This is a genomic window from Paracraurococcus ruber (genome assembly GCF_004353985.1).
GTDB classification, from domain to species: Bacteria; Pseudomonadota; Alphaproteobacteria; order Acetobacterales; family Acetobacteraceae; genus Paracraurococcus; species Paracraurococcus ruber.
The window spans coordinates 1-23,521 of the sequence record NZ_SMOA01000039.1; the positions used below are offsets into that span (position 1 = coordinate 1).

General features: G+C 73.4%; 21 protein-coding genes. 6 read left to right on the top strand and 15 right to left on the bottom strand.

Annotated elements, in window-relative coordinates:
* Window positions 1–6 precede the first annotated feature (6 nt).
* Window positions 7–1,740, bottom strand: coding sequence for a DEAD/DEAH box helicase (locus tag E2C05_RS10050; RefSeq protein WP_133219488.1), 1,734 nt, complete (start codon window positions 1,738–1,740; stop codon window positions 7–9).
* 133 nt (window positions 1,741–1,873) lie between these two features.
* A complete protein-coding gene (locus E2C05_RS10055; protein ID WP_338045131.1) occupies window positions 1,874–4,258 on the bottom strand; it encodes a helicase-related protein in 2,385 nt (794 codons plus the stop codon).
* Window positions 4,259–4,565: 307 nt separating this feature from the next.
* Between E2C05_RS10055 and E2C05_RS10060 the strand changes: the two genes are divergently transcribed.
* Together E2C05_RS10060 and E2C05_RS10065 are read left to right on the top strand one after the other, a co-directional pair.
* Window positions 4,566–5,489, top strand: coding sequence for a DMT family transporter (locus tag E2C05_RS10060; RefSeq protein WP_158292040.1), 924 nt, complete (start codon window positions 4,566–4,568; stop codon window positions 5,487–5,489).
* Between the two features lie 426 nt (window positions 5,490–5,915).
* Complete coding sequence (locus E2C05_RS10065; protein ID WP_133219491.1) at window positions 5,916–7,406, top strand: Dyp-type peroxidase; 1,491 nt, start codon at window positions 5,916–5,918, stop codon at window positions 7,404–7,406.
* A 4-nt stretch (window positions 7,407–7,410) separates the two neighbouring features.
* On the opposite strand, the gene E2C05_RS10070 is transcribed toward E2C05_RS10065, so the two are convergent.
* A complete protein-coding gene (locus tag E2C05_RS10070) occupies window positions 7,411–8,124 on the bottom strand; it encodes a metallophosphoesterase (RefSeq protein WP_133219492.1) in 714 nt (237 codons plus the stop codon).
* A gap of 87 nt (window positions 8,125–8,211) precedes the next feature.
* Here E2C05_RS10070 and E2C05_RS10075 point away from each other — a divergent pair, with 87 nt between their 5' ends.
* The 3 genes from E2C05_RS10075 (at window position 8,212) to E2C05_RS10085 (ending at window position 11,005) form a co-directional block, all read left to right on the top strand.
* Window positions 8,212–8,667 (top strand): MaoC family dehydratase, encoded by a 456-nt coding sequence (locus E2C05_RS10075; protein WP_133219493.1) that lies wholly within the window; start codon window positions 8,212–8,214, stop codon window positions 8,665–8,667.
* 93 nt (window positions 8,668–8,760) lie between these two features.
* Entirely contained in the window at window positions 8,761–10,275 is a 1,515-nt protein-coding gene (argH, locus tag E2C05_RS10080) for an argininosuccinate lyase (protein WP_133219494.1), read from the top strand.
* Between the two features lie 343 nt (window positions 10,276–10,618).
* Window positions 10,619–11,005, top strand: a complete 387-nt coding sequence (locus E2C05_RS10085; RefSeq protein ID WP_133219495.1) for a hypothetical protein — start codon at window positions 10,619–10,621, stop codon at window positions 11,003–11,005.
* Between the two features lie 200 nt (window positions 11,006–11,205).
* On the opposite strand, the gene E2C05_RS10090 is transcribed toward E2C05_RS10085, so the two are convergent.
* The 10 genes from E2C05_RS10090 to E2C05_RS10135 all read right to left on the bottom strand — a co-directional run bounded on the left by E2C05_RS10090 (window position 11,206) and on the right by E2C05_RS10135 (window position 20,753).
* On the bottom strand, window positions 11,206–12,171 hold the full coding sequence (locus tag E2C05_RS10090) for a Bug family tripartite tricarboxylate transporter substrate binding protein (protein WP_158292041.1): 966 nt from the start codon (window positions 12,169–12,171) through the stop codon (window positions 11,206–11,208).
* Window positions 12,172–12,200: 29 nt separating this feature from the next.
* Window positions 12,201–13,256, bottom strand: coding sequence for an Ldh family oxidoreductase (locus E2C05_RS10095; protein WP_133219497.1), 1,056 nt, complete (start codon window positions 13,254–13,256; stop codon window positions 12,201–12,203).
* A 197-nt stretch (window positions 13,257–13,453) separates the two neighbouring features.
* On the bottom strand, window positions 13,454–13,861 hold the full coding sequence (locus E2C05_RS10100; protein WP_133219498.1) for a hypothetical protein: 408 nt from the start codon (window positions 13,859–13,861) through the stop codon (window positions 13,454–13,456).
* A gap of 5 nt (window positions 13,862–13,866) precedes the next feature.
* Window positions 13,867–14,229, bottom strand: coding sequence for a nuclear transport factor 2 family protein (locus E2C05_RS10105; protein ID WP_133219499.1), 363 nt, complete (start codon window positions 14,227–14,229; stop codon window positions 13,867–13,869).
* A 51-nt stretch (window positions 14,230–14,280) separates the two neighbouring features.
* Complete coding sequence (locus E2C05_RS10110; protein ID WP_133219500.1) at window positions 14,281–15,420, bottom strand: CaiB/BaiF CoA transferase family protein; 1,140 nt, start codon at window positions 15,418–15,420, stop codon at window positions 14,281–14,283.
* A gap of 31 nt (window positions 15,421–15,451) precedes the next feature.
* Entirely contained in the window at window positions 15,452–16,729 is a 1,278-nt protein-coding gene (gene fahA / locus E2C05_RS10115) for a fumarylacetoacetase (RefSeq protein ID WP_133219501.1), read from the bottom strand.
* 13 nt (window positions 16,730–16,742) lie between these two features.
* Complete coding sequence (locus E2C05_RS10120; RefSeq protein ID WP_133219502.1) at window positions 16,743–17,603, bottom strand: HpcH/HpaI aldolase/citrate lyase family protein; 861 nt, start codon at window positions 17,601–17,603, stop codon at window positions 16,743–16,745.
* A 10-nt stretch (window positions 17,604–17,613) separates the two neighbouring features.
* Window positions 17,614–18,783: a CaiB/BaiF CoA transferase family protein gene (locus tag E2C05_RS10125; RefSeq protein WP_240046688.1), complete on the bottom strand. Its 1,170-nt coding sequence runs from the start codon at window positions 18,781–18,783 to the stop codon at window positions 17,614–17,616.
* A gap of 116 nt (window positions 18,784–18,899) precedes the next feature.
* Window positions 18,900–19,757: a MaoC/PaaZ C-terminal domain-containing protein gene (locus E2C05_RS10130; protein ID WP_133219504.1), complete on the bottom strand. Its 858-nt coding sequence runs from the start codon at window positions 19,755–19,757 to the stop codon at window positions 18,900–18,902.
* 9 nt (window positions 19,758–19,766) lie between these two features.
* Entirely contained in the window at window positions 19,767–20,753 is a 987-nt protein-coding gene (locus E2C05_RS10135) for a Bug family tripartite tricarboxylate transporter substrate binding protein (protein WP_133219505.1), read from the bottom strand.
* A 99-nt stretch (window positions 20,754–20,852) separates the two neighbouring features.
* Between E2C05_RS10135 and E2C05_RS10140 the strand changes: the two genes are divergently transcribed.
* Window positions 20,853–21,680 carry an NAD(P)-dependent oxidoreductase gene (locus tag E2C05_RS10140; protein ID WP_133219506.1) on the top strand — a complete coding sequence of 276 codons (828 nt, stop codon included), beginning with the start codon at window positions 20,853–20,855 and terminating at the stop codon, window positions 21,678–21,680.
* Between the two features lie 70 nt (window positions 21,681–21,750).
* On the opposite strand, the gene E2C05_RS10145 is transcribed toward E2C05_RS10140, so the two are convergent.
* Complete coding sequence (locus tag E2C05_RS10145; protein WP_133219507.1) at window positions 21,751–22,710, bottom strand: tripartite tricarboxylate transporter substrate-binding protein; 960 nt, start codon at window positions 22,708–22,710, stop codon at window positions 21,751–21,753.
* An 11-nt stretch (window positions 22,711–22,721) separates the two neighbouring features.
* Window positions 22,722–23,513 (bottom strand): enoyl-CoA hydratase/isomerase family protein, encoded by a 792-nt coding sequence (locus tag E2C05_RS10150; RefSeq protein ID WP_133219508.1) that lies wholly within the window; start codon window positions 23,511–23,513, stop codon window positions 22,722–22,724.
* Window positions 23,514–23,521 lie beyond the last annotated feature (8 nt).

Below are 23,521 nucleotides of genomic sequence, written 5' to 3' on the forward strand. Positions count from 1 at the left end.
CCCGGCTCAGCGCGTCGCGCGCCGGCGCTTCTCCTCGGTGCCCGCGTGCTGCGGCCGCGGGCCGCGCACCGGCGGCCGCCGCGCCGGCTCCCCGCCCGCCAGGGGCAGGATCTGCACATGCGCGTCGTCACCCTCGCCCGGCCGCTGCGCCGCGGCGGCGAAGCGCTGCGCCGCCCAGGGCGCCACCTCGAACTGCGTCTCGCGGTCCATGATGCGGATGCGGCCGATCTCCTGCCGCGTCACCTGGCCGCGGCGGCAGAGCAGCGGCAGCACCCAGCGCGGATCGGCATTGGCGTTGCGCCCGACCGACATGCGGAACCACACGCCCTCCTGCCCCGGCTCGCGCGGCACGCGCGGCCCGGCGGGACGCTCGCTCGGCGCGGCCAGCTCCTCGGGCGCCGGCAGCGGCGCGCGCAGCGCCTGCACCAGCGCCGCGGCCACCGCCTCCGGCCCCCGCTCCGCCAGCAGCTTCGCGGCAAGGGCGAGGTCGCCCTCCACCGGCTCCTCCGCCGTCACCGACAGCGCCTGGGCCAGGATGCGGGTATCGTCCTGGCCACGGATCGCCTCGGCCGAGGGCGCCGGGCCCCAGCTGGCCTGCACCCGCGCCTCGGCCAGCAGCCGTTCCGCGCTGCGGCGGCGGTTGTAGGGCACCAGCAGCACGCTGGTGCCCTTGCGGCCGGCGCGGCCGGTGCGGCCGGAGCGGTGCAGCAGCGTCTCCGGGTCGTTCGGCAGCTCGGCATGGATCACCAGGCCGAGATCGGGCAGGTCGATGCCGCGCGCCGCGACATCGGTGGCGACGCAGACCCGGGCGCGGCCGTCCCGCAGCCCCTGCAGGGCGCGGTTGCGCTCGGCCTGGGACAGCTCGCCCGACAGCGCCACGGCGGCGAAGCCGCGCTCCGCCAGGTTGCCATGCAGCCGGGTGACCGTCGCGCGGGTGCGGCAGAAGACGAGGGAGGCGCGCGCCTCGAAGAAGCGCAGCGCATTGACCACGGCGCGCTCGGTCTCATGCGGGGCGATCAGCAGGGCGCGGTAGTCGATGTCGCCATGCTGCGCGCCGCTGTCGCCCGCCTCGATCCGCAGCGCGTCGCGCTGGTACTGCTTGGCGAGCTGCGCGATGCCCTTCGGCACGGTCGCCGAGAAGAGCAGCGTCCGCCGCGCCGCCGGCGTGGCGTCGAGGATGGCTTCCAGCTCCTCGCGGAAGCCCATGTCCAGCATCTCGTCCGCCTCGTCGAGCACGACGACGCGGATCTGGCTGGGGTCGAGGTTGCCGCGGTCGATATGGTCGCGCAGGCGGCCGGGCGTGCCGGCGACGATATGCGCGCCGCGCGACAGCGCGCGCCGCTCCGCCACCGGGTCGGTGCCGCCGACGCCGGAGACGACGCGGCCGCCGGCCGGGGCATAGAGCCAGGCCAGCTCGGTCTGCACCTGCAGGGCCAGCTCGCGCGTCGGGGCCACCACCAGCGCCAGCGGCGCGCCGGGCGGCGGCAGGCGCTCGGCGGCCTGCCAGGACTCGGCCGCCGCATCGGCCTCGGCCGCCGCTGCCCCGTCCTGGGCGAGCAGTTCCGCCGCCATGGCCAGGCCGAAGGCGACCGTCTTGCCGGACCCGGTCTGCGCGGAGACGAGGAGGTCGCGCCCCACCGCCTCCGCCTGCAGGACGGCGGCCTGGACGGGGGTTGGCTCGGCATAGCCGCGCTCGGTGAGGGCGGAGAGGAGGGTGGTGGGCAGCACAGGGAAGGGCATCGGGATACTCCCCCTCCCCCGCCGGGGCGGGGAAGGGTCAAAGTGAAGGTGCGGGGCACGATCACCCCGGCGGATTCTCGGTTGGGCGGGATCCGGTCCCGCCCCGTCCCTCCCAGGCGGGAGGGCGCGACGGTCAGGCGACCAGCTTGGCGCGGCGCTGCTGGCGCAGCACGTCCTCGATCCAGCGGTCCAGCCGCTCGGTCTCGGCCATCGCCTCCTCCCGCGCGACATAGGCCTGCGGGAAGCGGAGCGCGAGCCAGCGCCAGGCGACCAGCCGCTTGTGGGTCTTCTCCGCCCGCTCCAGCTCGTCGCGGCTGGCCTTCTCGGGCGGCGGCAGGCGGCCGGCATTGGGCGGCTGCACGCCGCGGCCGGCGCCATGCTCGATCGCCCAGCGGGCGAGCCGCGCGACGCCGTTGTCCCGCTCATCCACCGGGCACAGCGCATAGGTCCAGCGCTGCAGCAGCTCGAGCCCGGCGACGCCGTCGATCGCGCTCGCCACCGCCATGGCCTGGGTCAGGTCGGCCAGGCGGTAGTTGGGGTCGTCCGGCCGCAGCACCGCGCGCTTGATGCGGGCCAGCACGCCGAACAGGCTGTCCGTCCCGATCTCCTGCGCGACATTGGCGACGATGTCGGCATCCGGCTGCACCAGCGGGCGCGGGTCGCCCGGCGGCAGCGGCGGCGCCTCCATCATCATGCGGATGAACTCCGGGCTGCCGCCGCCGGCCAGCACCGCGACCACGCCTTCCTCGAACTTGCCGTAGCGGCCGGCGCGGCCGCCGATCTGCTTCACTTCCTGCGCATTCAGCTCGCGGCGCTCCTCGCCGTCGAACTTCCGCAGGGTGGAGAAGATCACCCGGCGGATCGGCAGGTTCAGGCCCATCCCGATCGCGTCGGTCGCCACCAGGATGTCGGCCTCGCCCTCGCGGAAGCGGGCCGCCTCGGCGCGCCGCACCTCGGGGCTCAGCGCGCCATAGACCACCGCCACGCGCTTGCCGCGGCGGACCAGCTCCGCCCGCAGGTCCAGCACGTCGCGGCGGGAGAAGGCGACCAGGGCATCGCCGGTCTTCAGGTCGCCCATGCCGACCGGCGCCTTGGCCGCCACCAGCGGGCTCTTCCGCTGCAGGCTGACCTCCTCGACCGGGTCGCCGCAGAGCGCGGCGATGCGGCGGACCTGCGTCGCGCTCTCCGGCGCGCCCAGCACGTACACCTCCCGCGCCGGTGCGCCCATGATAGCGGCGGTCCAGGCGGCGCCGCGGTCGCGGTCCGCCAGCATCTGCGCCTCATCCACCACGGCGACATCCACCGGCAGGTGGAAGGGGCACATCTCGACCGTCGCGGCCAGGTGGCGGGCGCCGGGCACCGGAATGCGTTCCTCCCCGGTCGAGAGCGAGGCCGGGACGCCGCGGCTCGCCAGCGCCTCGCGGAACTCATGCGCCAGCAGCCGCAGCGGCGCCAGCGCCATGCCGTTCTCGGCCTTGGCCAGGGCGTCCAGCGCGGTGTGGCTCTTGCCCGAATTGGTCGGGCCGGTGACCAGGGTGATGCGGCGGTTCAGCGCCCGGGCGGTGGCGAAATGGCCGGCATAGCGGTCGAGCGCCGCGATGCGGGCGATGGCGGCGACCGCCCCCTTGCCCATGCGCAGCGCCGGCGCCTCCGGCCCGCGCTTGCGGACCTCGACCGCGGCCTTGTCGGCCTCCCGCCATTGCGGCACCGCGGCGCGGAGCGGGGCGATGTCGGCGGGATCGAATTCCCACTTCTCCCGGCCGTTGCGCTGCGGGATCCGGCGGGCCACCGGGATCAGCCCGGCGGCGATCCAGCGCAGCGCCTCCCGCTCCCCGGCGCCGAGCAGGGCCGGCAGCTCGCGGAACTCGACGAGGCTCTTCTCCCAGGCGCGGAGGCGGGCGACCTCCTCCCGCCGCTTGGCACGGGCCGCCGTCTCGGCCTCCCGCACCTCCCGCCGGCGGCGGGTTTCCTGCTTCCCGACCTCCTCGAGGAAGGGCAGCGAGGCATCGCCGGCCAAGCCGAAGGCGGCCGCGACCTCGCGCGCCAGCTGGGCGTGGCGGTCGGGCGAGAGGGCGCCCGCCCCCTGCCCCGCCTCGGTCAGCTCCGCCACCACCGCCTCCAGCGCCGCCTCGGGCGTCGGGCCCAGGGCGCGGAAGCGGTTGGCCAGGGCGGCGTCGAGCGCGGCGAGCAGCGCCTCCTCCCCCGGCAGGATCTCCGTGACGGTGCCGGCCGCCGTCTCGCAATCGGCCCGGCGGACCCAGGCGCGGCCGGCGCGGTTGGCCAGGTCGCTCAGCCGGGCGATCCAGCCGCGGCGCCGCACCTCGATAAGCGCGGCGCGGACGGCGGCGGCATCGGCCGGCATCCGCCGCTCCACCCGGCGGATCAGGGCGGGCATCTCCTTCGCCTCGACCGCGAGGCCGCTGGCCAGGATGGCCGCCTCGGCCGGCGAGACGCTGCGCGCCAGGTCAAGGTCCGGCGCCGCGGCCGGGTCGTAGGCAACATCGTAGGGTGTGGTCAAAATCCGAGCTCTCCGCGGCCCCGCCGCGCGGGACCCGCCTGACAACGAACCGGCCATGGCGGACAGACTGGGAACGCCCCGCCCGCCAGGGGCATGGGGCTGCGATCCGATCCGGGGGCCACGCCATGGAACGGGCCTGGGGGTTGCCGGATGCAAGCCCTCGGCCAACCCAACGGCCTTGCAGGCGTGCCGGGACGACAAGTCGGTCCCGATCGGCATGCGTCTTATATGGGAAGCCGGGCGCCGGTTGCCAGGAAAACCGTCCCGTCCCACTGTGCCAGGAGGACATGGCGGGGCTGCACGGCGCGTGACCCAGGACCCGAGGGCACCCGCCGCACCCGTCGCCCCGGCCGCCGCACCGCCCCCCGCGCCGGCCCAGCGAATCCTCCTCGGCATCCTCTTCATGTGCCTGTCGGGGCTGCTCTTTCCGGTGATGAGCAGCTTCGCCAAGATCCTGGGCGCCGAGTATTCCAGCCTGCAGGTGAGCTGGGCCCGCGCCTTCGGGCATATCCTGTTCCTGCTGGCGGTCTTCCTGCCCCGCTACGGCGTGGGGGTGCTGCGGACCCGGCGGCCGGGGACGCAATTGCTGCGCTCCAGCCTGCTCTTCACCTCCAATCTCAGTCATTTCTTCGCCATCACCTTCATCCCGATCGCCAAGGCGGCGGCGATCAGCCTGGCGGCGCCGCTGATCGTCGCCCTGCTGGCCTGGCCGATGCTGGGGGAGCGGACGACGCGCGCCCGGGTCGCCGCGCTCTGCCTCGGCTTCCTCGGGGTGCTGGTGGTGATCCGGCCGGGGACGGCGCTGTTCCACCCGGCCTCGCTGCTCGTCCTGGTCAGCGCCAGCTGCTACGCGGTCTACCAGATCCTGACGCGGCGGGTGGCGGGGGCGGACACGCCGGAGACCTCGGCGCTGTTCAGTTCCGTCGTCGGCGCCTTCGGCATGCTGCTGGTGCTGCCCTTCATCTGGCGGACGCCGGAGACGCTGTTCCACATCGCGCTGTTCTGCGGCATGGGCGTGCTGGGCGCGGTCGGGCATTACTGCGTGGCGCGGGCCTTCGGCTATGCGCCGGCCAACGTCGTCTCCCCCTTCCAGTATTTCCAGCTTCTGGGGTCGGTCGCCGTGGGGTGGCTGGTCTTCGGGGACTGGCCGGATGCCGGCGTCTGGATCGGCGCGGCGGTGATCGTCGCCGCCGGCCTCTGGATCGGCTGGAACCAGGCACGGCGGCGCTAGGGCGGATCGCGGGAGGGCGTGAACGCCCGGACGCGAGACTCCGCTCTGCAATCGATAGGCTATGGCGGCATGCGCGTTCAGAAGAGCGCGCATGCCGCTACAGGGCGTGTCGGCGAGCGGCTGCAGCACGTCGCGGCGGGCCTCTTCCGCCCTGGCGGGCCCTGCCGGCGCGCGCCGAGGGTGCCGGGGACGCCCCGGACGGACGCCCCGGACGGACGCCCCCGGGATCTGTGCGGCCCCGCACAGCATCGCCACCGCAACATCGTATACGTATTCCTGGGCAGATTTGATCGGCCCACCGGGGCCGCGGCCGCCGCCGGAGCGTGATGCCGCTTCGCAGGCGACGGCCCATCGCGGCATGCGTCGCCCATCGAGCGGGCAGGCCGCCCCCATGCCCCGGAATTTCAGCCCAAGGGAGAGCCCAGGATGGCAGACCTCAAGGCATTGCTCGACGCGCCGATCCGCTGGCAAGCGGCGTTCACCGACCCGGATGTCCGCGACCTGCTGGAGGACATGCAGGCCAACATCCTGAAGAGCCATGGCCGGCACCACGCCGCCCATATGGCGCTCGGCTTCGCCGGCATGGCGGCGGACGACGTCGCCGCGGTGATCCGCGCCCTCGGCCGCCACTGCACCAGCGCCTGGCACCAGCTGCGCACCAACCGCCGCTATCCGCCGCATCTCGATGGCGGGCCGGTGCGCTGCCTCGTCCTCGGCGCCGGCGGCTACAAGGCGCTGGGCAAGCATGCGCGGATGCCGGAGGGCGAGGCGTTCCGCGCCGGCATGGCCGCCCGCGCCGGCATCCTGGCCGACCCGCCGCGCCAGGCCTGGCAGGCCGCCGGCTGGCGCGACCAGGCGCCCGACGCCATGGTCCTGCTGGCCGATGCCGACCCGCATGCCGTCACGCGCGACCTGGAAGCGGTGGAGCGCTGGCTGGACGGCACCGGCGTGCGCATCCTGGTCATCGAGCGCGGGCTGCAGCAGACCCGCCGCTTCCGCCCGGGCGAGAAGCCCGAGGCGGTGGAGCATTTCGGCTATGTCGACGGCCGCAGCCAGCCGATCTTCCTGGCGGAGGATCTGGCGCGGGAGGAGCAGTCGGTCGCCGCCGAGCCGAAGGACAAGGCCGATCCCGGGGCGCCCTGGTCGCCGCGCTTCAAGCCGAGCCAGTTCATCGTCGCCGACCCGAACGGCAGGCGCCGGCATGCCGCCGGCAGCTACTTCGTCTTCCGCAAGCTGGAACAGGACGTGCGCGGCTTCAACGCGGCCGAGGACGCGCTGGGCCGCGCGCTGTTCGGCCAGGACGCGGGCGACGATCTGCTGGAGCTTGCCGGCGCCATGATCGTCGGCCGGTTCGAGGACGGGACGCCGCTGGTCCGCAGCCGCAAGGCGCTGGGCCAGGCCGTGCCGAACGGCTTCACCTACGATGGTGACACGGACGGGGCGAAATGCCCCTTCCATGCGCATATCCGCAAGACCAACCCGCGCGGCGACGTGCAGCGGCAGTTCGGGCTGCCGGATGCCTCGGGCGACCGCAACCCGATCATGGCGCGCCGCGGCATGACCTATGGCCCGAAGCGGCCCATGAGCCGCGACGGCAGCGAATTCGCCGACAAGGGAAAGGAGCCGGTGCAGGACAGCGGCCTGCTCTTCATGGCCTATATGGCGAGCATCGAGGCGCAGTTCGAATTCACCCAGCAGTCCTGGGCGAACAACGCCGATTTCGTCCGGCCGGGGACAGGCGTCGACCCGGTCATCGGCCAGACCGCCGATCCGGCGCAGCGGCAGCACCGCTTCCAGGATGGCCACACGCCGGGCGCCACGCCGACCACGCAGCCCTTCGCGCAGTTCGTGCACCTGCAGGGCGGCGAGTACTTCTTCGCCCCCTCGCTCTCCTTCCTGCGGGGCGTCGGCCTGTAACCGATCAGGCCTGGAGGAAGGCCAGCCGGTCTTCCTCCAGCACCAGGCAGGTCAGCTCCCGGCCGAACACCGCGCCGGTGTCGATGCCGACGCGGTTCGGCCGCACCACCGGCCCCCGCGTCGGCGAATGGCCATGCACCACCACCGCGCCGAAATCCGCCTCCGAGTTCAGGAAGCTGTGCCGGATGCGCAGCATGTCGTCGAAGGCCTGCAATTCGAACGGCACGCCGGGCCGCAGCCCGGCATGGACGAAGAGATAGCCGCCCGCGCGGTGGTGCAGCGCCAGGCCGCGGAGGAAATCGAGATGCGCCGGCGGGATGCCGGCCAACCAGCCGGCTGGGTCGCCATCCGCGTCCAGCCCCCAGCTGGCCAGCGCTTCCCGCCCGCCGCTGATCCGCCAATCCGTGACCGAGGCACGCTCGCCCGCCAGCGCGTCCAGCATGGTGCGTTCGTGGTTGCCCATCAGGTTCACGGTGGGCAGGCCCGGCAGCGGCGGCCCGCCCGCCAGCCGCGCCACCACCCCGGCGCTGTCCGGCCCGCGATCGACGTAGTCGCCCAGATGCAGCAGCAGCGGCGCCGCCACCGGCCGTGCCCGGAGGTCCGCCGCCACCTGCGCATGCAGGCTGGCCAGCTTGGCGTCGCAGCCATGGATGTCGCCGATGGCATAGACGCGCTGGCCGGGCGGCAGCCATCCGGGGGCGGGCAGGAAATCGGGCATCGGCCGGCATGATCCCGCGCCGCGGCCATCTGGCCAAGCCCGGGCGGGCATGGCACCAATTCGCCCCAACACGAACGGGAGGAACCGATGCTCGAGGTCGAGACCATCGCCGAACTGAACGACCATGTCGGCAAGAAGTTGGGCAGCAGCGACTGGCTGACCGTGGACCAGACGATGATCGACCAGTTCGCCGAGGCGACCGGCGACCATCAGTGGATCCATGTCGATGTGGAACGGGCGAAGCGCGAGATGCCCGGCGGCAAGACCATCGCCCATGGCTACCTCACGCTCTCCCTGCTGCCGAAGCTCAACCAGGGCATCTGGCGGGTGAAGCAGCGCAGCCGCGGGGTCAATTATGGCTCGAACAAGGTTCGCTTCACCGCGCCGGTGCCGGCCGGGTCGCGCATCCGCGGCCACCTCACGCTCAAGACTGTCGAGCCGATCGAGGGCGGCGCCAGGCTGACCATGGAAGCCACCGTGGAGGTCGAGGGCAGCGAGAGGCCGGCGCTGGTCGCCGAGACGCTGTCGCTGGTCTACGCATAGCCGCGAGAGGGTTCTGCCCTCTCGCGCTCTCCCGCCAAGGGCCGAAAGGCCCTTGGAACCCTCGGACCAGCGAGTGAACAAGGACGCGCCAGCGTGAGCAACGCCGACCTGCGGGAACGGGTGAAGGAACCGCCTTCGGCGCTGCTGGTCGAGAGCTACTACCGGCTCGCCGTCGCCCGCGCCCAGGCCCAGGTCTTCGACCACGAGATGTGGGCCCACCTGGCGCATGGGCTGATGCTCGACCGCCAGGGCATCGTCGCCCGCGAAGCCCTCGCCGCCTGCCTGCGCTGCGTGCTCAACCTGGCGGCGCAGGGGCCGGACGCCGTGCCGGTGGATCACCGGGCGGAGGACCTCTATTCCTATGTCGAGCGGCGGATCATCGCCGAGCTCGGCCCCGATACCGGCGGGCGCCTGCACACCGGGCGCAGCCGCAACGACCTCAACGCCACCACCTGGCGCATGGCGATCCGCGCCGAGCTGATCGCCGCCCAGCGCGCGCTGCTGGCGCTGCGCGGCACCCTGCTGCGCCTGGCCGGCGAGCATGCCGCGGTCGTGATGCCGGGCTATACCCACAGCCAGCACGCGCAGCCCGTCACCTTCGGCTACTGGCTGCTGGCGGCGGCCGACGTGCTCGCACGCGATTCCACGCGCCTGGCTGGCGCGCTGCGGCATGTGGATGCCTGTCCGCTCGGCGCCGGCGCGCTGACCACCACCGCCTTCCCGCTCGACCGCGCGCTCACCGCCGAGCTGCTCGGCTTCGCCGCGCCGCTCGAGATCGCCTATGACGCGGTCAGCACGCATGACGACGGGCTGGAGGCGACCGGCGCGCTGGCGATCCTGGCGACCTTCCTGTCGCGCCTCGCCACCGACCTGGTCTCCTGGTCCACCTGGGAATACGGCTTCGTCGAGCTGGCGGACCGGCATTCCGCCGTTTCCTCCATCATGCCGCAGAAGAAGAACCCGGCGGCGCTGGAGCATGTGCGGGCCGCCTCCGCCATGGTGCAGGGGGCGCTGACGGCGGCGCTGGCCTGCAACCGCAACACGCCCTTCGCCGATGTCGGCGACGCGGTGACCGCGGTGAACGAGCCCATCCTGGACGCCGCCGCCCGCACCCGCCGCATCCTGGCGCTGATGGAGGAGGTCTTCGCGCTGCTGACCTTGCGGCCGGCGCGCATGGCCTGCGCCGCCGCCGAGGGCTTCGGCACGGCCACCGAACTGGCCGATGTGATCGTGCGGGAGACCGGCCTGTCCTTCCGCCAGGCGCACAACATCGTCGCGGCGGTGGTGCGCGATGCGCTGGATGCGGGCCGCAGCGCCGATGCCATCCGCAGCGCCGACCTGGACCAGGCGGCGCAGGCGCTGCTCGGCCGCCCCCTCGGCATCGCCGCATCGGCGGTGGCGCAGGCGCTGGACCCGGCGGCGAATATCCGCGCCCGCACCGTCCAGGGCGGCCCGGCGCCAGCCGAGATGGCCCGGCTGCTGCAGGCCCGCCACGCCGCCCTGGCGGCGGATGCCGCGTTGCTGGACGCCATGGCCCAGCGCATCGCCGCGGCGCGGGAGCGCTGCTTCGCCCTGGCGCGGGACCTTGCCCAGGCCGCCCCGGCCTAGAGCGGATCGCGGGAGGGCGTGAACGCCCGGACGCGTGAATCGGCTCTGCAATCAATAGGATAGAGCGGCTCCAGCGGCTTGCGTTCATAATTGAACGCCGCGCCGCTGTAGCGTGTTGTTGTCAGAGCGGATTCACGCTCCGGGCCGTTCACGGCCCTCCGCGATCCGCTCTAGCGCGTTCAGAAGAACGCGCAAGCCGCTCCAGCGCTGGCCATCGGCCTCGCGCTGCCCATGGTGCGGCTTGCCGGCGACCCGGGGCCGCCGCGATTGCGCCACGACGCCGTCGCATGGTTTGATCCGGGCGATGCACGCCATGCCCGAACCGGCCCAGGAGGGTTCGCCGATGTCCGCCCGCAGCGCCGCCTGCCTCGCCGCCGCAATCGGCCTCGCCGCTGCCCTGCTGCCCGCGCCCGCCGAAGCGCATCGCTGGCGCAGCGGGGTGGGGGTGGGCGTCTTCATCGGCCCGCCGGCACCCTACTACGCCGCGCCGCGGCCCTATGGCTATTGGGGCCCGCCGGCCTGGGGGCCGCCGCCGGTGGTCTATGCCCCGCCGCCCGTGGTGGTGGCGCCACCGCCGGTCTTCTACGTGCCCCCGCCGGTCGCCTATGCCCCGCCGCCCGGCCCGACCTGGATCGTCCCCCCGGCCGACTACGCGCCACCCGCCGCGAACCCGTCCGGCATGGCGCAGCCGCTGGCGAGCCAGGGCGGCGGCCTGAAGAAGAAGTTCTGAGGCCGGCGCGGCGGCCCGGCTTGGCGGCCGCGCACCGGCCCCGATGATCCGACCGGCCGGCCTGCGGGCCTGACGCCCGGGCGGATCGTCCGGCGGCGCGCTGGCGGCGGGGCGGGACGCTGCCCGCCGATCGACCGGCGGCGTGGGCTGCAGGCCGGGGCGCAACCGGCCGTCGGGGCGGCCCGCGGCATGGCGCCGCCCTATTCCAGCGTGATGCCGGCGCGCCGGATCACCTCCCCGTAGCGGGTGATGTCGGCGCGGAGCACCGCCGCCGCCTGCGCCGGCGTGCCGCCCGCCGGGCCGAAGCCGGCCTCCACCAGCCTCTGCCGGAAAGCGCGGTCGGCCAGCGCCTTGTTCAGCGCCTCGGCCCAGCGGGCCGTCACCGCCTCCGGCAGTGCCGCCGGGCCGAACAGCATGTACCAGAGGTCGATGTCGTAGCCGGCGATGCCGCTCTCGATCATCGTCGGCACCTCCGGCAGCTGGTCGGACCGCGCCCGCGTCGTCACCGCCAGGCCGCGCAGCCGGTCCCCACGGATATGCGGCAGCACGGTGGAGAGCGTGTCGAAATTCACCTGCACCACATTGGCCGCCAGGTCGATGGAGGCCGGGCCGCTGCCGCGATAGGGCACGTGCACCATGCGCGTGCCGGTCGCCAGCATGAACAGCTCGGCCGCCATGTGCTGGCTGGTGCCGACGCCGTTGCTGGCGAAATTCAGCGTCCCCGGCGCGGCCTTCGCCAGGGCGACGAAGCCCTGCACGTCCCGCGCCGGCGACGTGGCCGGCACCGTCATCACCAGCGGCACGGAGGCCACCTGCACCAGCGGCGTCACGTCGCGCAGCGGGTCGAAGGGCGGCGCCTTCATCGCCAGCGGCACCTGCGCATTGTTGCTGAGCGTGCCGAGCGTGACGGTATGGCCATCCGGCCGGGCCCGCGTGGTGGCGACCACGGCGATGGTGCCGCCGCCGCCCGTGCGGTTCTCCACCGCCACGGGCTGGCCCAGCTCCTCCGACAGCTTGGGTGCGATCAGCCGGGCGAGGATGTCCGTGCCGCCGCCCGGGGCGAAGCCGACCAGCAGGGTGATCGGGCGCGACGGGAACGGCGCGTCCTGCGCCGCCGCCGGCCATGGCAGCAGCAGCGTGGCGGCGAGCATGGCGCGTCGGAGCATGGCCGTTTCCTTCCCGTCTCGCGGCATTCTCAGCCGGGAAGCAGCGCCGCGCCAAGCTCCGCCGCCAGCGCGTCCAGCTGTGCGCGCAGCGCCGGCGGGATCGGCACGCCCTCCGCCTCCCGCCGCAGGCGCGTCAGCCGGCTCTGCTCGCCCGGCAGCCAAATGCGGTCCACGCCGGGCAGGCGCGCGCTGCCGCGGATGTCGCGCGCCAGCGCATCCACCTGCGCGCGGAAGGCGGCCGGGTCGCCAAAGGCGGCGATGTCGATCGCCAGCACGGCCTGGCCGGTATTCGTCACCGTGGTGTCGTCGGCGTTGAAGTCCACCACGTCGCGGCCCATGGCGGCGCCGTTCAGCGTGCCGGCCAGCAGGCCGAAGATCAGCGCCAGGCCGTAGCCCTTGTAGCCGCCGATGGGCAGCAGCAGCCCCTCATTCGCCCGCGCCGGGTCGGTCAGCGGCCTGCCCTCGCGGTCGATCATCCAGCCTTCCGGCATCGCTTCCCCGCGCTGCGCCTTGACCTTCACCTTGCCATAGGCGGCGACGGTGGTGGCCATGTCGAGCACGACGGGCGGCTCCTCCCCGGCCGGTACCGCAACGGCGATGGGGTTGGTGGAGAGCAGCAATTCCAGCCCGCCCCAGGGCGGCAGGTGGTTGGCGCTGCCCACGGCCAGATACAGGCCGATCATCCCCGCTTCCTGCACCATGCGCGCATAGAGGCTGGCCGGGCCGGCATGGTTGCCGTTGCGCACGCCGCACCAGGCGACGCCCTGGGTCCGTGCCTTGGCGATCGCCGTCTCCGCCGCCAGCCGCGTCGCCAGGTGGCCGAGGCCGTTGTCGCCATCCACCAGCGCCGCGCCGGGGCGTTCCTGCACGATGCGCGGCACCGCCGTCGCGTTCATCCCGCCGGCGCGGATCCGGCGGACATATTGCGGCAGGCGGAAGACGCCATGGCCATCGGCGCCGATCAGGTCGGCCTGCGCCATGAGGCCGGCGACGATGCCGGCCTGCGCCTCCGGCACGCCCGCGGCGCGGTACACGCCGGCGATGAAGTCGCGCAGATGCTGGTGGCTGACGGTGGCTGCGGCCATGGCATGTCTCCCCTGGCCGCAGCCTAGAGCGGATCGCGGCAGGGCGTGAACGCCCGGACGCGAGACTCCGCTCTGCAATCAATAGGATGGAGCGGATCGCGGAGGGCGGCGGACGGCCCGAAGCGCGAACCCGCTCCATGTTCAAGGAGCAGCAGCGGTGCCCCCTTCCGGCTTGACCGGCAGCCGCCGGTGCGGCGTCACGCCGCGGCGGCGAGCCGGGCGGAGCGACGCAGCCCGGCCCATTCCAGCTCCGCCAGCAGGGCGACGACCAGCGCCTGCGCCACCACGAAGGCGCCGCCGAGCATGGTCGGCGCCACCCAGCCGGAGACCAGCAGCAGCACGCTGTCGAGCGCCCAAAGCGCGTTGCCGAGGATCACCGCCCAGAACAGCAGGCGCGGCGAGGCCCGGCGCAGCGCCAGCACCGCGACAAGCGCGGCGAAGGCGATGAGGAAGAGCCCCACCTCGCGCAGCATCACCTCCGGCAGGCCGAAGAGACGTGAAAGGGGGGCGGCCAGCGCCGCCAGCAGCAGGCCGGTGCCGATGCAGGTGGCGGCATCCAGCCACAGCACGCGGCGGAGGAAGTCGGACGGGACGATCCGTTCCATGGCGCTCAGGCCCCCTTCGGCGCGAAGTCGATGAAGCCGGTGACGGCGGCCAGGCGGCCGTCCGCCGCGACCAGCGCCATGTCGGTGCCGCCGGCGATCGGCGACGCGCCCTCCGGCCCCAGGTCCCAGCTGAAGCGCAGCCAGTGGTGATGCGCATCCGCCGTGCCGCGCCGGCTGAAGCGCAGGCCGGGGAAGTGCTGCTGCGCGGCGGCGATCAGCGCATCGATGCCGGCATGCCCCTCCCCTTCCAGCATCGGGTCGCAATAGCCCGCGCCCTCGGTGAAGGTGGCGGCGACCAGGCCGCGCCGCGCCGCGGCATCGGTCGCGTTCCAGCAGGCGATGTAGCGGTCGATCAGGGCGTCATGCATCGGGGTCCTCCTGTCTCGCGCGGCGGCATCACGCCGCCGACGCAGGCAGGATCACCCGTCGCGGGGCGGCGGATCGATAACCTCGGGGGTCATGGGCGAGAGGCGCGGCGCGCCATGCCGGATGCGCGGCCTTTCGCCATCGAAGGAGAGCGGCATGGCGACGAGCGAGAAATCCTCGCAGGGCACCGGCTGCAGCATCTCCATGGCCGCGGCCTGCGGCTCCGCCAGCACCTCCGGGATGGTGTTGACGGGGGCGCAGGGGACGCCGGCGGCGACCAGCGCCTCGGCCAGCGCGGCGCGCGGCCAGGCGCGCAGCAGCGCCGCGATCTCCGGCAGCAGCAGGGCCTGGTGCGCCAGGCGGGCGCGGTTGCTGGCGAAGCGCGCATCCTCCGGCCAGTCCGGCCGGCCGACCACGCCGGCGAATTTGCGGAACAGCCGGTCATTGCCGCAGCAGACCAGCAGCGGCCCGTCGGCGCAGTCGAAGGCCTGGTAGGGCACGAAATTCGGATGGCCGGAGGCATGCCGTTCCGGCAGTTTCCCCTGGTTCACATAGGCGCTGATCTTCTGCCCGGCCCACATCAGCGCCGTCTCGAACAGCGAGGTGTTGACCACGCAGCCCCGCCCGGTGCGCGCCCGCTGCTGCAGCGCCGCCAGCGCGCCGATCACTGTCCACATGCCGGTGCCCTGGTCCACCACGCTCGCGCCCATGCGCACGGGCGGGCCATCGGGCTCCCCGGTGATGGAGGACAGGCCGGCGAAGGCCTGGAACAGCGGCTCGTAGCCCGGGCGATGCGCCAGCGGTCCCTTGTGGCCGAAGGCGCCCATCGCACAGTAGATCAGCCGCGGATGCCGCGCCGTGACCTCCGCCGGCCCGATGCCCAGCGCCTCCGCCACGCCCGGACGCAGGTTGTGCACCAGGATGTCGGCGTCCCGCAGCAGCACGTGCAGCGCGGCGACGCCCGCCGGCGCCTTGAGGTCCAGCGTGATGCTGCGCTTGCCGCGGTTGAACTCGTGGAAGTTCAGCGCGTCGCCATGGCGGAACGCGGGGCCCATCTGCCTCGCGTCGTCGCCGCCATCCGGCTTCTCCACCTTCACCACCTCGGCGCCCAGGTCGGCGAGGATGGCGCCGGCGAAGGGGCCGGCCAGCACCTGGCCAAGCTCGACCACCTTGATGCCGGCCAGGATGCTCATGCCGGCACCGCCAGCGCGGGGCGAACCGCCATCATGTCGCCGGCAGGATCGTGCCGCGGCATTCGCCGAAGCCGATGGAGACGTATCCGTCCCGCTGCGCCCGGGCGCGGAAGATCACGGTGTCGCCATCCTCCAGGAAGCGCCGCTCCTCGCCATTCGGCAGGGCGATGGGCTTGCGGCCGCCATAGGTGATCTCCAGCAGCGCACCGAATCCGTCCTCGGTGGGGGAGGAGATGGTGCCGCTGCCGAACAGGTCGCCCGGCGCCAGGTTGCAGCCGCCGCAGCTGTGATGCGCGACCATCTGTCCGGGGGTCCAGTAGAGATGGCGGGTGCTGCTCAGCGACAGGCGGAACGGCCCACCCTGCCGTGTCTGCAGCAGCACCTCCACCGCGACATCGAGCGCGCCGCGCGCCTGGTCCGCCTCGTCCCACAGGTAGTCGAGCGGCTTCGGGTCGCCATCGGGCCGCGGCGCCTGCGGGATGCGGAAAGGCTCCAGGGCTTCCGGCGTGACCACCCAGGGGCTGATGGAGGTATGGAAATTCTTCGCCAGGAACGGCCCGAGCGGCTGCGCCTCCCAGCCCTGGATGTCGCGCGCCGACCAGTCGTTCAGCAGGCAGTAGCCGGCGATGTGGTTCGCGGCCTGCCCGATCGCGATCGGCTCGGCCTGCGCATTGCCGGTGCCGATCCAGAGGCCGAATTCCATCTCGTAGTCGAGGTTACGGCTGGGGCCGTAGCTCGGCACCGTCTCGCTCGCCGGCTTGCGCTGGCCCTTCGGGCGGCGGACCTCGGTGCCGGAGACGCGCACCGACGACGCGCGGCCGTGATAGGCGACGGGGACGTATTTGTAGTTCGGCAGCAGCGGGTTGTCCGGGCGGAACTGCTTGCCGGCATTGGTCGCGTGGTGGATGCCGGCGAAGAAATCCGTGTAGTCGCCGACGCGCGCCGGCAGGTGCAGCGTGCAGGCGGCAGAGTCGTGCAAGTGCGGCCGCACCGCCGCCTGCTGCGCGCTGCCCTCCGACAGCAGGTCGGACAGCGCCGCGCGCAGCGCCCGGCGCGGCCCGGCACCCAGGGCGAACAGGGCGTTCAGCACATCGCCGGACGCGGCTTCCGCCGCGCGACGGGCATCCCCCGACAGCAAGGGCGCGACCGCGCCGAGGTCGAGGATGCTGTCGCCGATCGCCACGCCGCCGCGCGCCGCCCCGCCGGCCGGGCCGAACACGCCGAGCGGCAGGTTCTGGATCGGGAAATCCGCATGCCCGTTGGCGGAAGCGACGAAGCTGCGCCGCCCGGGGTCGTGGGTCGCGTCCATTGTGTCCTCTCCTTCAGCGCGCGCGGGCCAGCAGCCGCTTCGCCCGTTCCACCACCGGCAGGTCGATCATCGCGCCCTCGAAGGCCACCGCGCCCTCGCCGCGGGCCAGCGCGTCCTCGAAGGCGGCGATCAGGCGGCGGGCGCGGTCGGCCTCCGCCGGGGCGACGCCGTATTCCTCGTTGATGATGGGCACATGCGCCGGGTGGATGCAGGCGGTGCAGGCGAAGCCCAGCCGGCGCGAGCGTTGCAGGGAGGCGCGATAGCCCTCCAGGTCGCGGAAATCGGCGAAGGCGCCGATGCTGCCTAGCGGCAGGATGCCGGCGCCGCGCGCCGCCGCCACCACCATCATGCCGAAATGGTACAGCATGTCGGCGCCCGGCACCGCCTCCAGCTCGGTCGAGAGGTCCTCGGAGCCCACGCCCAGCGCCGCCATGCGCGGATCGGCGCCGGCGATGGCGGCCAGGTGCGGCAGGGCCTGCGGCGTCTCGACGATGCCGATGAAGCGCGTGCGGCCGATGGGCAGGCCAAGGGCCGCCTCGCGTGCCGCCACCACCTCCGACAGCAGGCGGATATGTTCCGGCCCCATCACCTTCGGCAGCATCAGCGCCGTCACCTGCGGCATCACGGCGGCGGCGATGTCCGGCACGGCGAGGTCGAGCGGGCGGTTGATCCGCACCGCCACCGCCGCGCCCGCCTGCCCCACGGTCGCCGCCGCCTCCGGCAGGGCGGCGCGGGCCGCGGCCTTTTCCGGCGGCGGGATGCTGTCCTCGAGGTCGAGGATGACGACATCGGCGCCGCGGGTATGCGCCTTGGCGACGAAGCGTTCGGCGGTCGCGGGGACAAACAGCAGGGAGCGCCAGGTCGGCAGGGTCATCATCGGGTCCTCAGGGCGCGGCGCCGCTGGCGCGCAGGGCGGCGATCTCGGCGGGAGAGTAGCCGGCCTCCGCCAGGATGGCATCGGTATGGGCGCCGAGGCGGGGCGCCGGCAGCGTCTCCGCCCGCATCCCGCCGGCGAAGGTGACGGGCGTGCGAGTGCGGCGGATGCGCCCCTCGGTCGGGTGGTCGTCGTACTGCCAGAAGCCGACATCGACCAGATGCGGATCCTCCAGCAGGTCGTCGATGCTGTTGTAGCGCGCCGCCGGCACGTCGGCGGCGGCGAAGATCGCCAGCCACTCGGCGGTGCTGCGCTGCGCCAGGCCCTCGACGCGCAGGCGGAAATACTCGGCGGCATTCTCGGTGCGCGCGATGGGCGAATCGAAGCGCGGGTCGTCCTTCAGCTCCGGCCGGCCGATCGCGTTGAAGAAGGCGAAGGCCTGCTTGTTGCTGTTGGGCTGCACGGTGATCCAGCCATCCATCGTCGGCAATGGCCGGTAGTCGGGGCTCAGCAGTCGGGCATCGCCGGTCGGCCCTTCCGGCGGGTCGAAGGTGGCGGCGCCGAGATGCTCGCTTGTGACGAAGCTCGCGGCGACCTCGAACATCGGCACCTCGATCGCCTCCCCCACCCCGGTTTTCTCGCGGCGATACAGCGCGAAGCCGATGGCCTGGGCGGCGACCAGGCCGGTGATGTGGTCGGTCATCACCATGGGGACGAAGCGCGGCTCCCCGATCGCCCGGTGGAAGGTGCCGGCGACGCCGGACAGCGACTGGATGACGGGATCATAGGCCGGGCGGCCGGCATAGCGCCCGCCCTCGCCGAAGGCGACGATGCCGCACTGGATCAGCCGCGGGTTCAGCGCGGCGAGCGAGGCGGGATCGAGCCCGGCGCGTGCCAGCCCGGCCGGGCGGACATTGGAGACGAAGACATCGGCACCGGCGATCAGCCGCTTCAGCGCCGCGAGGCCGCCGGGCTGCTTGATGTCCAGCGTGATGGCGCGCTTGTTGCGGTTGAAGTTGATGAACTTGCCGGACATGGAGGGCGTGCGGCAGCCGGCGGCGAGGTAGCGGAGGATGTCGCCGCCCGGCGCCTCCACCTTGATGACCTCGGCGCCCTGGTCGGCCAGGGTGCGCGTGCAGATCGGCCCCACCACCACGGTGGTGAGGTCGACGACCTTCACGCCCTCCAGCGGGCCGCCCGGTTCCCCGGCGGGCCGCTCCGCGCGCCGCGCCCCCCCGGGGTCCCCCGCGGCGTCCGGCATTGCGGGGTGGGGCGGCGCCCCCCGATCGGGTGGCATCACGCGAACTCGCAATCGAGCTGGGCGCAGAGATGGCCGTCGCGGTCCTGCACCCAGGCCGCGACCTTGCCGTCCCGCAGGGCGGTGCCGCAGAGCGTGACCGTGTCGCCGACATAGATCGGCCGGGTCAGCCGGGCGGTGAAGCCGCGCAGGGTCCCCTGCGTCTGCGCCACCGCCGCGTCCAGCAGCAGTTGCATGGTCAGCCCGCCATTCTGCACGGTGTTCGGGTAGCCTTCCTCCTGCCGCGCATAATCCGCGTCGTAATGGATGCGGTGGGCATTCCAGGTGATGGCGGAATAGCGGAAGACCAGCGCGGAACTCAGATGCTTCTCGACCCGCCAGGCGGCATCGGCCGGCGCCGGCACGGGCGCGCCGGTGCCGCTCGCCTCGCCGGGCTTCACCGCCTCGCGGTAGATGGCGTCGAATTCGTCCACCGCGATCACCTGGCCGCCGCGGCGGATGGTGTGGCGCATGGTCAGCACGGTGATGAAGCCGGTGCGGGCCTGCTTGGGCAGGATGGCGGCGACCTCGGCGGTCTTGCTGGCCAGGTCGCCGACCCGCAGGCAATCCTGAATCGTCACGCGCCGGCCCGCGCCCATGCGGCGCGGCAGCGGGATGGGCGGCAGGAAGGTGCCGGGCTTCGGATGGCCGTCCTGGCCGATCTCGCCCTGCCGTGCCACATCGGCGAAGAACAGCGTGAACCAGTGCGGCGGCAGCGGATCGCCCGGGCGGAACCCGGCCGGGTCCAGGTCCAGCATGCCGGCGATGCGGCGCACCGCGGCCAGGCCGACATCCTCCTCGACCACGCGGGTGCGGCCGACCCAGGATTGCAGTTCGGGGCTCAGCGTCTCGGACATTCTCGGGACCTATTCGGCAACCAGGTTCAGGCGGCGGATCAGCGTGCCCCAGCGCTCGGCGTCCACCCGCGTGCGGGCGGTGAACTCCTCCGGCGTATTGGGCGCGGCGGCATCGGCGCCGACGCGGGCATAGGCGGCACGCACGGCGTCGTCGCGCAGCGCGTCGTTCATGGCGGCGTTCAGGCGATGCACCGCCTCGGGCGGGGAGCGCGCGGGCAGCGCCAGGCCGAAATAGGCATTGGCCTCGAAGCCCGGGATGCTCTCGCTCATCGCCGGCACCTCCGGCCATTCCGGCCGGCGGCGCGGGGTGGTGACGGCCACGGGGCGGACGCCGGCGGTGCCGCGGATCGCCACCGCTTCCGGCACGCCCATGCAGCGGGCATGCACGCGGCCGGCCAGCATGTCCGCCATGGCCTGCGTCGTCTGCCGGTAGGGCACATGCACCATGTCGAGGCCCAGGCGGGCGCCCATATCCTCCATGATCAGATGGGTGATGGCGCCGACGCTGGCCGAGGCATAGGTGAAGCGGCCGGGGTTGCGGCGGATCCAGTCCAGCACCGTGCCGAACTCCTCGCCGGGGATGGAGTTGTGCACCACCAGCATGTTCGCCGTGGTGCAGAACAGCCCGACCGGGATGAAGTCGCGCTCGGCATCGTAGGTCACGCCGCGATAGAGCAGCGCGTTCAGCCCGCTATTGGTGCCGGCGCCGGCGACCAGCACCGTGTAGCCATCGGGCGCCGCACGGGCGACCGTCTCCGCCGCCAGGTTGCCGTTGCCGCCGGGGCGGTTGTCCGCCAGCACCGGCTGGCCGAGGCGCGCGGCCAGCGCCTCCGCCGTCACGCGGCTGACGATGTCGGTCTGGCCGCCGCCGCCGAAGGGAACCACCAGGCGGATCGGCCGGTCGGGCCAGGCGGCGCGGGCCAGGTGGGGCATCGTCAGGCCCGGCGTCGCCAGGGCGGCGGCCAGCACGGCACGGCGCGTGAGGGTGACGGTCATGGACGTTCTCTCCCGCCCGGCATCCTAGCGGGACGCGGCGCCCTGCACAGCCCGGCGCGACCGGGGCATGATGCGGCGAAGCGGGGAAGGGGGTTCGGCATGGCCATCATCGGCCTGGTCGCGCAGGGTGCCATGGGCGCCGGCATAGGGCGGCGGCTGACGCAGCGCGGCGCCACGGTGCTGACCAGCCTGGCGGGGCGCAGCAGCGCCAGCGCGCAGCGGGCGGCCGCGGCCGGGATGCGCGACGCTTCCCCGGCCGAGCTTGCCGGCGCCGACATCTTCCTGAGCGTGCTGCCGCCCTCCGAGGCGAAGGCCTGCGCGCAATGGCTGGCGCCGGCGCTGGCGGCGGCGCCGCGCCGCGCGGTGTATGTGGACTGCAACGCCGTCAGCCCGGCGACGGCGGCGGAGGTGGCGGCGGTCATCGCGCCGACCGGGGCGGATTTCGTCGATGGCGGCATCATCGGCGGCCCGCCGCGGGAGGATGGCTACACGCCGGTGCTCTACGTGGCGGGGGCGGCGGCGGAGCGCCTCGCCCCCTTGCGCGCGCACGGGCTGGATGTGCGCGTCACGCCCGGGCCGGTCGGCGCCGCCTCGGCGCTCAAGATGTCCTATGCCGGGATCACCAAGGGGCTGGTGGCGCTGTCCTCGGCGATGATGCTGGCGGCGACGCGGGCCGGCGCGGCGGAGGGCTTCCGGGCGGAGCTGGCGCGCAGCCAGCCGGAGCTGCTCACATGGTTCGGCCGGATGGTGCCGCCGATGTACGACAAGGCCTATCGCTGGGTGGGCGAGATGGAGGAGATCGCCGAGTTCACCGGGCCGGAGGCGGCGGCGATCTACCAGGCGATCGCCGAGTTCTATCGCGGCATGGAGGCCGACCAGGCCGGCCCACGGGAGAAGACGCAGGCGCTCTCGGCCTTCCTCGGCTGACTCGCGGGTTCCAAGGGCCCTGCGGCCCTTGGCGGGGAGAGTTCGAGAGGGGCAGAGCCCCTCTCGATGGTCACTCCTCCGGCCTGAAGCCCGAAGCCGCGACGATCGGCCCCCAGCCCTCGCGCTCGCTGCGGATGCGCTCGGCGAAGGCGGTCGGCTCCATGATCTCCGGCGCGAATTCCAGCCTTGTCAGCACCTCCTGCACCTCCGGCGTGCGGGCGGCGGCGGCCAGCGCCGCGTGCAGCGGCTGCACCACGGTGGCGGGGGCGCCGGCGGGCAGCAGCACGCCGAACCATTCCTGCCGCGTCAGCGCGGGGAAGCCGAGCTCGGCGAAGGTCGGCACGTCCGGCAGGCGCGGCACGCGGCGCGGCGCGCTGATGGCCAGGATGCGCATCTGCCCGGCCGCATGGAAGGGCACGGGCTCGGACAGCACGTTCATCCCGGCGGTGATGACGCCGGCTAGCACGTCGGTCATCACCGGCGCGCCGCCGCGATAGGGCACGTGGTTCAGGACGATGCCGGTCTGGCGGGCGAGCTCGACGCCGAGGAAATGCGGCATGGTCCCGGGGGACGGGCTGGCCCAGTCGGTCTGCTGCCGGCCCTTCGCCCAGGCGATGAACTCGGCCAGCGTCTTCGCCGGGTGGTCGGCGCGGACGGTGAAGGCGAAGGGGAAGGCGCAGACGGTGGTCACCGGCGTGAAGTCGGCCAGCGGGTCGTAGCGCAGCGTGCGGTAGAGATGCGGGTAGATCACCAGCATGGAGGCCGGCGTCTGGATGTAGAGGCTGCCATCGGCGGGCGCGCCCTTCATCGCTTCCAGCGCGATGCGGCCGCCGGCGCCGGGGCGGTTCTCCACCAGGATATTGGCGCCCAGCGCGGCGCGCATCCGTTCGGCATAGGTGCGGGCGACGATGTCGGAGGACCCGCCGGGCGGCCAGCCGAGCAGGGCGCGGATGGTGCGGCCCTGCGCCAGGGCGGGCGCGGCCAGCAGCGGCAGGGCGCCGAGGGCGGCGCGGCGGGTGATGCGGATCATGCGTCTCCTCCTCAGCGTCCCTGGAAGACCGGCTTGCGCTTCTCGGCGAAGGCGCGCTGCGCCTCCTTCGTGTCCTCGGTGCGGGACAGCGCGACGGTCTGCGACTGCTCGTAGCGGTAGCCCTCGTGCAGCGGCAGGTCCTCCACCAGGGTGAAGGACCGCTTGGCCGCGCGCACCGCCAGCGGCACCTTCGCCGCGATCTCCCGCGCGATGCCGAGCGCGGTGTCGAGCAGTTGCGGCCCGGGCACGCAGGCGGAGGCGACGCGCATCCGCAGCAGCTCCGGCCCCGGGATGCGGCGGGCGGTGAAGAACATCAGCCGCGCATCGGACTGGCCGAAATGCCGCAGGATGTGCTTCACCCCGCCGGCCAGGCCGACCTCCACCTCGGTCATGGACATGAAGCTGTCCTCGCTGACCACGATGATGTCGGCGCAGAGCGCGAGGGCGCAGCCGGCGCCGATCGCCGCGCCGTTCACCGCGGCGATGATCGGCTTGTCGCATTCCAGCAGGCTGTCGAAGCAGGCGCGGACCAGGCGGTTGTGGCGTGGATAGGCGCCCCGCACCTCCGTCATGCCGGGCCGTTCCTTCAGGTCGGCCCCGGCGGAGAAGACGCGGCCGGCGCCGGTCAGGACGATGGCGCGCACCTCCGGGCTGTCATGCAGCACGTCGAAGAGCCGGCAGGTCTCCTCCCGGAATTTCCCGTTCTGGGCATTCACCGGCGGGCGGTCGAGCGTGACGGTCGCGACGAAGTCCGCGACCTCCACGCGGTAGCATTCCAGCCCTTCCAACCCGGGCAGCGGCATAGGCTTCG

Excerpts from the sequence above, each read along its gene's own strand:
- E2C05_RS10150 (WP_133219508.1), bottom strand. The coding sequence starts at position 23,513 with ATGCCGCTGCCCGGGTTGGAAGGGCTGGAATGCTACCGCGTGGAGGTC.
- E2C05_RS10100 (WP_133219498.1), bottom strand. The coding sequence starts at position 13,861 with ATGGAACGGATCGTCCCGTCCGACTTCCTCCGCCGCGTGCTGTGGCTG.
- E2C05_RS10105 (WP_133219499.1), bottom strand. The coding sequence starts at position 14,229 with ATGCATGACGCCCTGATCGACCGCTACATCGCCTGCTGGAACGCGACC.
- E2C05_RS10140 (WP_133219506.1), top strand. The coding sequence starts at position 20,853 with ATGGCCATCATCGGCCTGGTCGCGCAGGGTGCCATGGGCGCCGGCATA.
- E2C05_RS10095 (WP_133219497.1), bottom strand. The coding sequence starts at position 13,256 with ATGGCCGCAGCCACCGTCAGCCACCAGCATCTGCGCGACTTCATCGCC.
- E2C05_RS10110 (WP_133219500.1), bottom strand. The coding sequence starts at position 15,420 with ATGAGCATCCTGGCCGGCATCAAGGTGGTCGAGCTTGGCCAGGTGCTG.
- E2C05_RS10070 (WP_133219492.1), bottom strand. The coding sequence starts at position 8,124 with ATGCCCGATTTCCTGCCCGCCCCCGGATGGCTGCCGCCCGGCCAGCGC.
- E2C05_RS10135 (WP_133219505.1), bottom strand. The coding sequence starts at position 20,753 with ATGACCGTCACCCTCACGCGCCGTGCCGTGCTGGCCGCCGCCCTGGCG.
- E2C05_RS10065 (WP_133219491.1), top strand. The coding sequence starts at position 5,916 with ATGGCAGACCTCAAGGCATTGCTCGACGCGCCGATCCGCTGGCAAGCG.
- E2C05_RS10090 (WP_158292041.1), bottom strand. The coding sequence starts at position 12,171 with ATGCTCCGACGCGCCATGCTCGCCGCCACGCTGCTGCTGCCATGGCCG.
- E2C05_RS10120 (WP_133219502.1), bottom strand. The coding sequence starts at position 17,603 with ATGACCCTGCCGACCTGGCGCTCCCTGCTGTTTGTCCCCGCGACCGCC.
- E2C05_RS10075 (WP_133219493.1), top strand. The coding sequence starts at position 8,212 with ATGCTCGAGGTCGAGACCATCGCCGAACTGAACGACCATGTCGGCAAG.
- fahA (WP_133219501.1), bottom strand. The coding sequence starts at position 16,729 with ATGGACGCGACCCACGACCCCGGGCGGCGCAGCTTCGTCGCTTCCGCC.
- E2C05_RS10085 (WP_133219495.1), top strand. The coding sequence starts at position 10,619 with ATGTCCGCCCGCAGCGCCGCCTGCCTCGCCGCCGCAATCGGCCTCGCC.
- E2C05_RS10050 (WP_133219488.1), bottom strand. The coding sequence starts at position 1,740 with ATGCCCTTCCCTGTGCTGCCCACCACCCTCCTCTCCGCCCTCACCGAG.
- E2C05_RS10130 (WP_133219504.1), bottom strand. The coding sequence starts at position 19,757 with ATGTCCGAGACGCTGAGCCCCGAACTGCAATCCTGGGTCGGCCGCACC.
- E2C05_RS10145 (WP_133219507.1), bottom strand. The coding sequence starts at position 22,710 with ATGATCCGCATCACCCGCCGCGCCGCCCTCGGCGCCCTGCCGCTGCTG.